1 protein-coding gene is annotated in these 423 nt (G+C 69.7%); it reads right to left on the bottom strand.

All coding sequences use genetic code 11. The features are described 5' to 3' along the window. Nucleotides 1–265 (bottom strand): chemotaxis protein CheW (locus EHH60_RS36935; protein ID WP_199752533.1); only part of this gene is annotated, 265 nt, incomplete at its 3' end. Nucleotides 266–423: the final 158 nt, after the last annotated feature.

The following is a 423-nucleotide window of genomic DNA, read 5'->3' as shown; positions in this document are numbered from 1 at the left end:
GGTCGACGCCGACCGCCATCGGCACCTTGCCGTCCTCGGCCCTGGGCAGGCCGAGACGGGCGCGCATGTCGACCACGGTGACGATGCGGCCGCGCAGGTTCAACACGCCCGCGATCTCGCGCGAGGATAGGGGAACGCGGGTGACGCGCTCGGGCATGAACACGTCCTGGACGCGGGAGATCGGCAGGCCGAACAGCTGGCCGCCGATCATCGCGGTGACGTATTCGACCATGGCGCCTTCGGTGGACTGGGTCTTGCTGGTCATAGGCGTATCTCCTCGTCCCTTTCCTGCTCTCAAGCCGCGGCCCGGCTCAGCTCGGAAGCGCCGGCGGCGCCCGCGGTCTGCTCCTTCAGCGCCGCGATCAGGCCGGGACGGTCGAACTTGGCGACATAGTCGTGGAAGCCGGCCTGACGGCCGCGCTC

This window comes from Bradyrhizobium sp. RP6 (assembly GCF_003837805.1).
Lineage (GTDB): Bacteria > Pseudomonadota > Alphaproteobacteria > Rhizobiales > Xanthobacteraceae > Bradyrhizobium.
Note: the sequence above shows the minus strand (reverse complement) of the source record. Positions and strands in the feature narration are given on the sequence as shown.